General features: G+C 38.6%; 6 protein-coding genes. 3 read left to right on the forward strand and 3 right to left on the reverse strand.

All coding sequences use genetic code 11. The features are described from left to right. Positions 1-96: 96 nt before the first annotated feature. On the reverse strand, positions 97-456 hold the full coding sequence (locus C502_RS0115805) for a YbaN family protein (protein ID WP_018679759.1): 360 nt from the start codon (positions 454-456) through the stop codon (positions 97-99). A 100-nt stretch (positions 457-556) separates the two neighbouring features. On the opposite strand from C502_RS0115805, the gene C502_RS0115810 reads away from it, so the two are divergent. From C502_RS0115810 to dapE, 3 genes are all read left to right on the forward strand, one after another. Further along, positions 557-1441, forward strand: coding sequence for a DUF1853 family protein (locus tag C502_RS0115810; RefSeq protein WP_018679760.1), 885 nt, complete (start codon positions 557-559; stop codon positions 1439-1441). A gap of 95 nt (positions 1442-1536) precedes the next feature. Further along, positions 1537-1680 (forward strand): entericidin A/B family lipoprotein, encoded by a 144-nt coding sequence (locus tag C502_RS0115815; RefSeq protein ID WP_167320988.1) that lies wholly within the window; start codon positions 1537-1539, stop codon positions 1678-1680. A gap of 124 nt (positions 1681-1804) precedes the next feature. Further along, on the forward strand, positions 1805-2941 hold the full coding sequence (gene dapE, locus C502_RS0115820) for a succinyl-diaminopimelate desuccinylase (RefSeq protein WP_023274678.1): 1137 nt from the start codon (positions 1805-1807) through the stop codon (positions 2939-2941). 50 nt (positions 2942-2991) lie between these two features. Here dapE and C502_RS0115825 read toward each other — a convergent pair whose 3' ends face one another. Further along, a complete protein-coding gene (locus tag C502_RS0115825) occupies positions 2992-3447 on the reverse strand; it encodes a hypothetical protein (protein WP_018679763.1) in 456 nt (151 codons plus the stop codon). Between the two features lie 14 nt (positions 3448-3461). Next, positions 3462-6350: hybrid sensor histidine kinase/response regulator (locus C502_RS0115830; RefSeq protein WP_018679764.1), on the reverse strand; the 2889-nt coding region annotated here is incomplete at its 5' end.

Below are 6350 nucleotides of genomic sequence, written 5' to 3' on the forward strand. Positions count from 1 at the left end.
GTCTTGCGCAGCTAATTCGCTTTTCCTAACACCTTTACTCGAACATAGTTCTCATCTTGCGCATGAGAAATATATTTCGCAAGAGCTTCGCTTTTCTTAACGCTGCTCAGGTCGTAGCCACAACCATACGGCAACAATAAACATAGTGACATCGGTAAAAACTTTGACAAAGAACGGTGCATTGGTAAATAACATCAAAATACCGCTGATCAGCATCATGATACTAGCGATCCATTTTGCCCGACGTGGTACAGTCCCATTTTCACGCCAATTGCGTAAGGTCACACCATATTTGGGATGATTTAATAGCCAAGCATCCATTTCAGGCCAGCCTTTAGATGCTGCCCATGCTGCAAGTATTAAAAATACAGTTGTTGGCATGCCTGGTAGTATTGCCCCAATGATTCCTAAAATAATAAAAACCACGACTAAGCTACGCCAGAACAATGTTTTCATTGAGTAATTAACCGACACATGTTTACAACCATGCTAGTATAAAGTGTTTTTATTGCTCTTTCTTAAACTTAACTGATTATTTCAATAATTGAGTAGCAGCATGTCTAGTCGAATGACCACAACCACTTTTTTTGAACCATGGTTGCAGTTTAAGAATCCAATTGTCCGTCACTTGGCTTTTTGTATCGCGAGCCCAAATATCCTAACGCAACGCCCAAATGAGCTGAAACTTAACCATCATTTTGAGTTTCATAATGATCAAAGTTGGCAAAATTTTTATCAAAATTATCAAACACGCCTACAACAACTTGATCAACAACCACAGCCTTTAATTGATTTCCTAGCACGTCTTAAAAGTACCCGTTTAGGTCTACGATTTGAAAATTTATTATGGTTTTGGTTACAAGATGGTGACTACCACCCCTATCAATTGTTAGGGCATAGTATCCAAAAAATTGCAGGCGCAATCACTTTAGGTGAACTAGATTTTGTGCTATTTAATCAAGAAACCCAAGAAATCGAACATTGGGAAGTTGCACTTAAATACTATCTTGGCGAAGGTAAATTAGATCTAGCACAATGGTTTGGTCTAAACAAACAAGATACTTTACATCGAAAACTAAAACATTTTACTGAGCGTCAATTTCAGTTTTCTGAAGCAAACCAGTACCACATTCAACGTAAATTTGCGGTAATGAAAGGACAATTGTATTTACCCAATCATTTGAGTGAGTTTGTACTACCTAATTGGGTTAACCCATCCCGACGTTTGGGACAATGGGGAACGCATATTCCAACAACACCATACTATCGATTACAACGCCATGAATGGCTATGCCCAGATCAACATGCATCCTCGCTAACAGCGCAATGGTGGACAAATGGGCTGTATTACCATGAAACGCCAACTCCTTCTTTTTATATGTTCCGTCAACCCTCCCCTTTATTTACGACACCACCATTATCAAACAATCATTTTGAATAACATTTCATAACACATTTACCATCAAACTATCATGTTCATTTTATAAGTATTTTTTTAGCCTCTAAGAACATCATAATTACATTTAAACGGAGAAAATGATGAAAAAGATTTTAGTTGCTTCTCTCATGAGTGCTTTTGTTTTAACTGGTTGTAATACCTTTAAAGGTTTTGGGCAGGATGTTTCTAAAGCAGGTGATAAAGTCACTCAAACTGCTGAAAAAACTCAAGATAAAATGTAATCTCATAGAACAACTTTCATAAAACCTTATCTAGACGCAGATAAGGTTTATTTTTACATACCTTTCTTAATGGTATTCCCCTATTATAGCGCTTCAGAATTCACCAGATTTAGCCACATCTCGCATGAACCACTCCGATACTCTAGAACTTAGTTTGCAACTCCTACGTCAACCATCTGTTACTCCTGTCGATCATGATTGTCAAAATATTATGGCTGAACGCTTAGCAAAGATTGGCTTTAATATCGAAAATATGCGCTTTGAAGATGTCGATAATTTATGGGCTCGTCGTGGAACAACAGCACCTGTTTTTTGTTTTGCAGGTCATACTGATGTCGTGCCGACAGGTCATTTAGATGCATGGAATTCTGATCCATTTTTACCAAGTATTCGTGATGGTAAGTTATATGGACGCGGTTCTGCGGATATGAAAACTGCACTTGCAGCCATGGTTGTTGCTTCTGAACGTTTTGTAACGAATCACCCGAATCATAAAGGCTCTATTGCTTTTTTAATTACATCGGATGAAGAAGGTCCTTCAATTAATGGAACTGTGAAAGTTATTGAAACCTTAGAAGCTCGCAATGAAAAAATGGATTGGTGCTTAGTGGGCGAACCATCGAGTACTCATCAACTAGGCGATATTGTAAAAAATGGTCGTCGTGGCTCTTTAAATGCCATTTTAACGGTACATGGTAAACAAGGTCATGTTGCCTACCCTCATTTGGCAAACAATCCAATTCATTCTGCCTCTAAAGCCTTAACCGAACTATGTGACGCTGTTTGGGACAATGGTAATGAATATTTTCCTGCCACCTCATTTCAAATCTCAAATATTCAGGCTGGAACAGGCGCAACGAATGTCATTCCAGGGACTTTAAAAGTAACCTTCAACTTTCGTTATTCAACAGAAGTCACCGCAGACATTCTTAAACAACGCGTACTTGAGATATTAGATAAACATAATTTAACTTATGATATTCATTGGACTTTGTCAGGTTTACCATTTCTAACGCCTGTGGGTGAATTAGTAAATGCTGCAAAAACAGCAATCAAAAACGTAACAGGTGTCGAAACTGTACTTTCAACCAGTGGTGGTACTTCTGACGGTCGCTTTATTGCACCAACAGGCGCTCAAGTTCTAGAACTAGGTGTATTAAATGAAACAATTCACCAAATTAATGAACATGTCAATGTTGCTGACCTTGAGCCTCTAGCAGAGATTTACGAACAAATTTTAGTAGAGCTTCTTGCCCAATAAAGTAAAGATATCCAGCATTAAAAAAGGAACTCCGTAGAGTTCCTTTTTTGTTATAAACCGAGTTGCGTTTGTATATTTTGTAAATTTGGAACGTAATATTGCTTTTCACCAATCTTTACATATTTAAAGACATTGCTGTCATCAATATCCAATTCCTCATCTACGATTTCTGAAATACGTAAACGAATTGATTCTGGCATTTCATTACAAACCAGAGCAAAACGCTCAGAAACATCATCTCCTTCAACAACTAAGGCTACGCCATGTTTGTTATCAGGATCATTTACTGCATAAATTGGAAGCTTTAAATCATGCCATTCAATATGATCGACAGTGGTCTGAGTATCCATAGCTGATAACACAATATTTTGTGGTAACAGCATCGGAACTTTTTTATGGCACTGAATAATATAGGCATCAATAAATCCAGTTGATACCGTAATTAAGTGTTGTAGCTCTTGCTGGTCAATTTTCCCCAATACCGAGTCTGCACTTTTTTTAACCATTACATTTCACCTCGTTAGCGCACTGTCAGTAAACTTTCAATATTTTCTAAGAGGGCCTCTTCTTGGAATGGTTTACCCATATATTGATTGACGCCCAATGATAAGGCACGTTCACGATGTTTTTCACCGGTCCGTGATGTAATCATAATAATTGGCAAGTCTCGATGTAATTCATGATGTCGAACGAGGTTTGTAACCTCAAAGCCATCCATACGCGGCATCTCAATATCAAGTAACATCAAGTCAGGCTTAATCGTTTCAAGTTGCTCAATCGCATCAACACCATCTTTCGCAGTAACAACATCATAACCTTGACGCTCTAACAAACGGGTTGTCACTTTACGTACCGTAACTGAGTCATCCACAATCATGATCAAACGACGTTCATCATAACGTTGTTTGGTATAAGTCTCATCTGCATGTTTATTACGATGGGTAGACTGCGCATGTCTTGCAATATTTTGACCATCTAGAATTAAACATACTTGACCATCACCCAAGATCGTAGCACCAGCAATAACACCAATACTTGAGAATTGCTGTCCAATTGGTTTTACAACAATTTGTCCACGAGAGCCAATTAATTGATCAACAAGTAATGCGGTAGTTTGCCCTTGTGCACCCTTAATTAAAAGCACGGGTAAGGAGTGGACAACTCCATGTAAACGAGGAATTGGCTGCCCAGCGACAAACTCTGATAAATAACGTAAACGATATCGCTCTTGGTCAATTGTGAAGTAATCTTCCTTACTATCAAAATATTGTTCCAAAGCCATTGGTGAAATACGAACAATACGATCAATTTGTGCAAGTGGGAATGCAAATTGCTGATCGCCTGCTTTTACCATCAACGCATCACTCACAGCTACCGTAGTCGGTACGCGTATCGTAAAGGTTGTACCTTTGCCTAAAACTGAATCAACACTGACATGACCACCCAATGCTTTAATATCGCTTTGTACAACGTCTAGACCAACACCACGTCCAGAAATCTGCGTCACTTGTGCTGCTGTACTAAAACCAGGATGGAAGATAAATTGCAGAATTTCTTCATGATCAAGTTTCTGCTCTTTGGTCATCAAGCCTGTTTGAATCGCTTTCTCTTTAATGCGATTTACATCAATACCTTTACCATCATCTTTAAAAGTAACAACGATATCAGTACCTTGGCGACCAATATCTAAAACAATATGCCCTGTTTCAGGTTTATTGGTTTGTAAACGGTGTTCACGATCTTCAATACCGTGATCAATCGCATTACGTAACATATGCTCAAATGGTGAAACCAATCTCTCCAAAATACTACGGTCTAATTCACCTTCAGTATTATTAACAATCAATTCAGTCGGTCGATTCAATGTTGATGCTGTTTGACGAACAATACGCTGCAAACGTGGTAACAAACGTGAGAATGGTACCAATCGAGTACGCATTAAACTTTCTTGAATTTCAGCTTGAATACGTGACTGTTGTAATAACAGACCTTCGGTATCGCGAATCTTCTCTGAAAGCGTAGTTTTAAAGTCAACCAAATCCGAAGCAGATTCCGCCAGTGATTTTGACAATTGATTTAGAGATGAATATTGGTCCATCTCTAATGGATCAAAATCTGCGTAACGTGAGGTTTCACTACCATGCCGTGCAATAATTTGGCTTTCTAACTCACCTTCCATTCGACGTAGCTGATCTGCCAGACGCTTGATTGCAAGTTCCATCTCGGTCAACGTACCGCCCAACTGACCTAAGTCCATTTCGATACGTGAACGGTTGATTGCATTCTCACCTGACAAATCAATCATCTTCTCAATGACTTCAGCAGAGACACGAATCATTTCATTGTTTTGTTCAATACGTTCTGTCGTTTCCCACTCGCCCAACATTGATGGTGGTTCAGTACCATCGCCTTGAACAAACTCCATGGTGTATTCAGGCGTAAAGATATCTTTGGCTGAGAGTTTTTGAGGAAGTTGTGCTGAAACATCCACAAACTCCATCTTTTCTAAACTTTGTTTTAAGCCATCAAAGTTTGCGTATTGACGTTTGAAAATCGCATCATTCAACCATGCAAGTGCAGTATTGAGTAAATTATCGTAAACATTTGAATTGAAGTGATGAACACCAAACTGTTCAAATGCATTTTCTAAATGATACGCGACAATTGCAATTGCATCCAACTCAGCCATACGTGCGCCGCCCTTTAAACTATGGGCGTTACGTTGTAACTGTAATAACAAGCTACGATTGCTACGTTGATCAAACCATTGTCTTAATAAGGTTTGCGCTTGCTCAAGTAACTCTTCTGCCTCTTCAAGGAAAGTTTGCTCGACCAGAGAACGAACATCATCATCAAGATCAAGTTCACGCATAATTTCAGTAGTTGACGTTTCTTTTATTTTCTTGTCATCAACTGAAATTAACTCATCTGTAGCGATGACATGCTCAATACTTTCAGATAACGCTATATGCTCAGGTTGTTCAACATGCCCATGAGTCGTAAATATCGCTTGAACTGAATCAGCTGTTTGATTTGTTTGTTGGAGGAGTTGAAGTACGTGCGTTGCAGGGTAATCTACTTGCTGATCACGAATCGTTTGAATACGATCTGCAATATCATCCTGTACTGCACGAATCACTGCGATTAGCTGTGAAGATGGTTGTAATTGCTGATTAATCAGTTTCTCATAAATTGTTTCTAATTCATGTGCAATCAAACCAATATGACGTGCTTGAATCATATTTGAACCACCTTTTAAGGTGTGCAAATAACGCATCAAGTTTTTCAGTGCATTGATATTTTGCTGATCAGCAGCCCACGTATTTAAATCCGCATCAATACCTACCAATAATTCATCAGCTTCCTCTAAGAAGATATCTAATAAATCTGGGTCAAAGTCTCGATTTGA

This window comes from Acinetobacter tjernbergiae DSM 14971 = CIP 107465 (assembly GCF_000374425.1).
GTDB lineage: Bacteria > Pseudomonadota > Gammaproteobacteria > Pseudomonadales > Moraxellaceae > Acinetobacter > Acinetobacter tjernbergiae.

What these genes read in the sequence shown, in the direction of transcription:
- C502_RS0115805 (WP_018679759.1), bottom strand. Translation starts at nt 456, where the DNA reads ATGAAAACATTGTTCTGGCGTAGCTTAGTCGTGGTTTTTATTATTTTA.
- C502_RS0115810 (WP_018679760.1), top strand. Translation starts at nt 557, where the DNA reads ATGTCTAGTCGAATGACCACAACCACTTTTTTTGAACCATGGTTGCAG.
- C502_RS0115815 (WP_167320988.1), top strand. Translation starts at nt 1,537, where the DNA reads ATGATGAAAAAGATTTTAGTTGCTTCTCTCATGAGTGCTTTTGTTTTA.
- dapE (WP_023274678.1), top strand. Translation starts at nt 1,805, where the DNA reads ATGAACCACTCCGATACTCTAGAACTTAGTTTGCAACTCCTACGTCAA.
- C502_RS0115825 (WP_018679763.1), bottom strand. Translation starts at nt 3,447, where the DNA reads ATGGTTAAAAAAAGTGCAGACTCGGTATTGGGGAAAATTGACCAGCAA.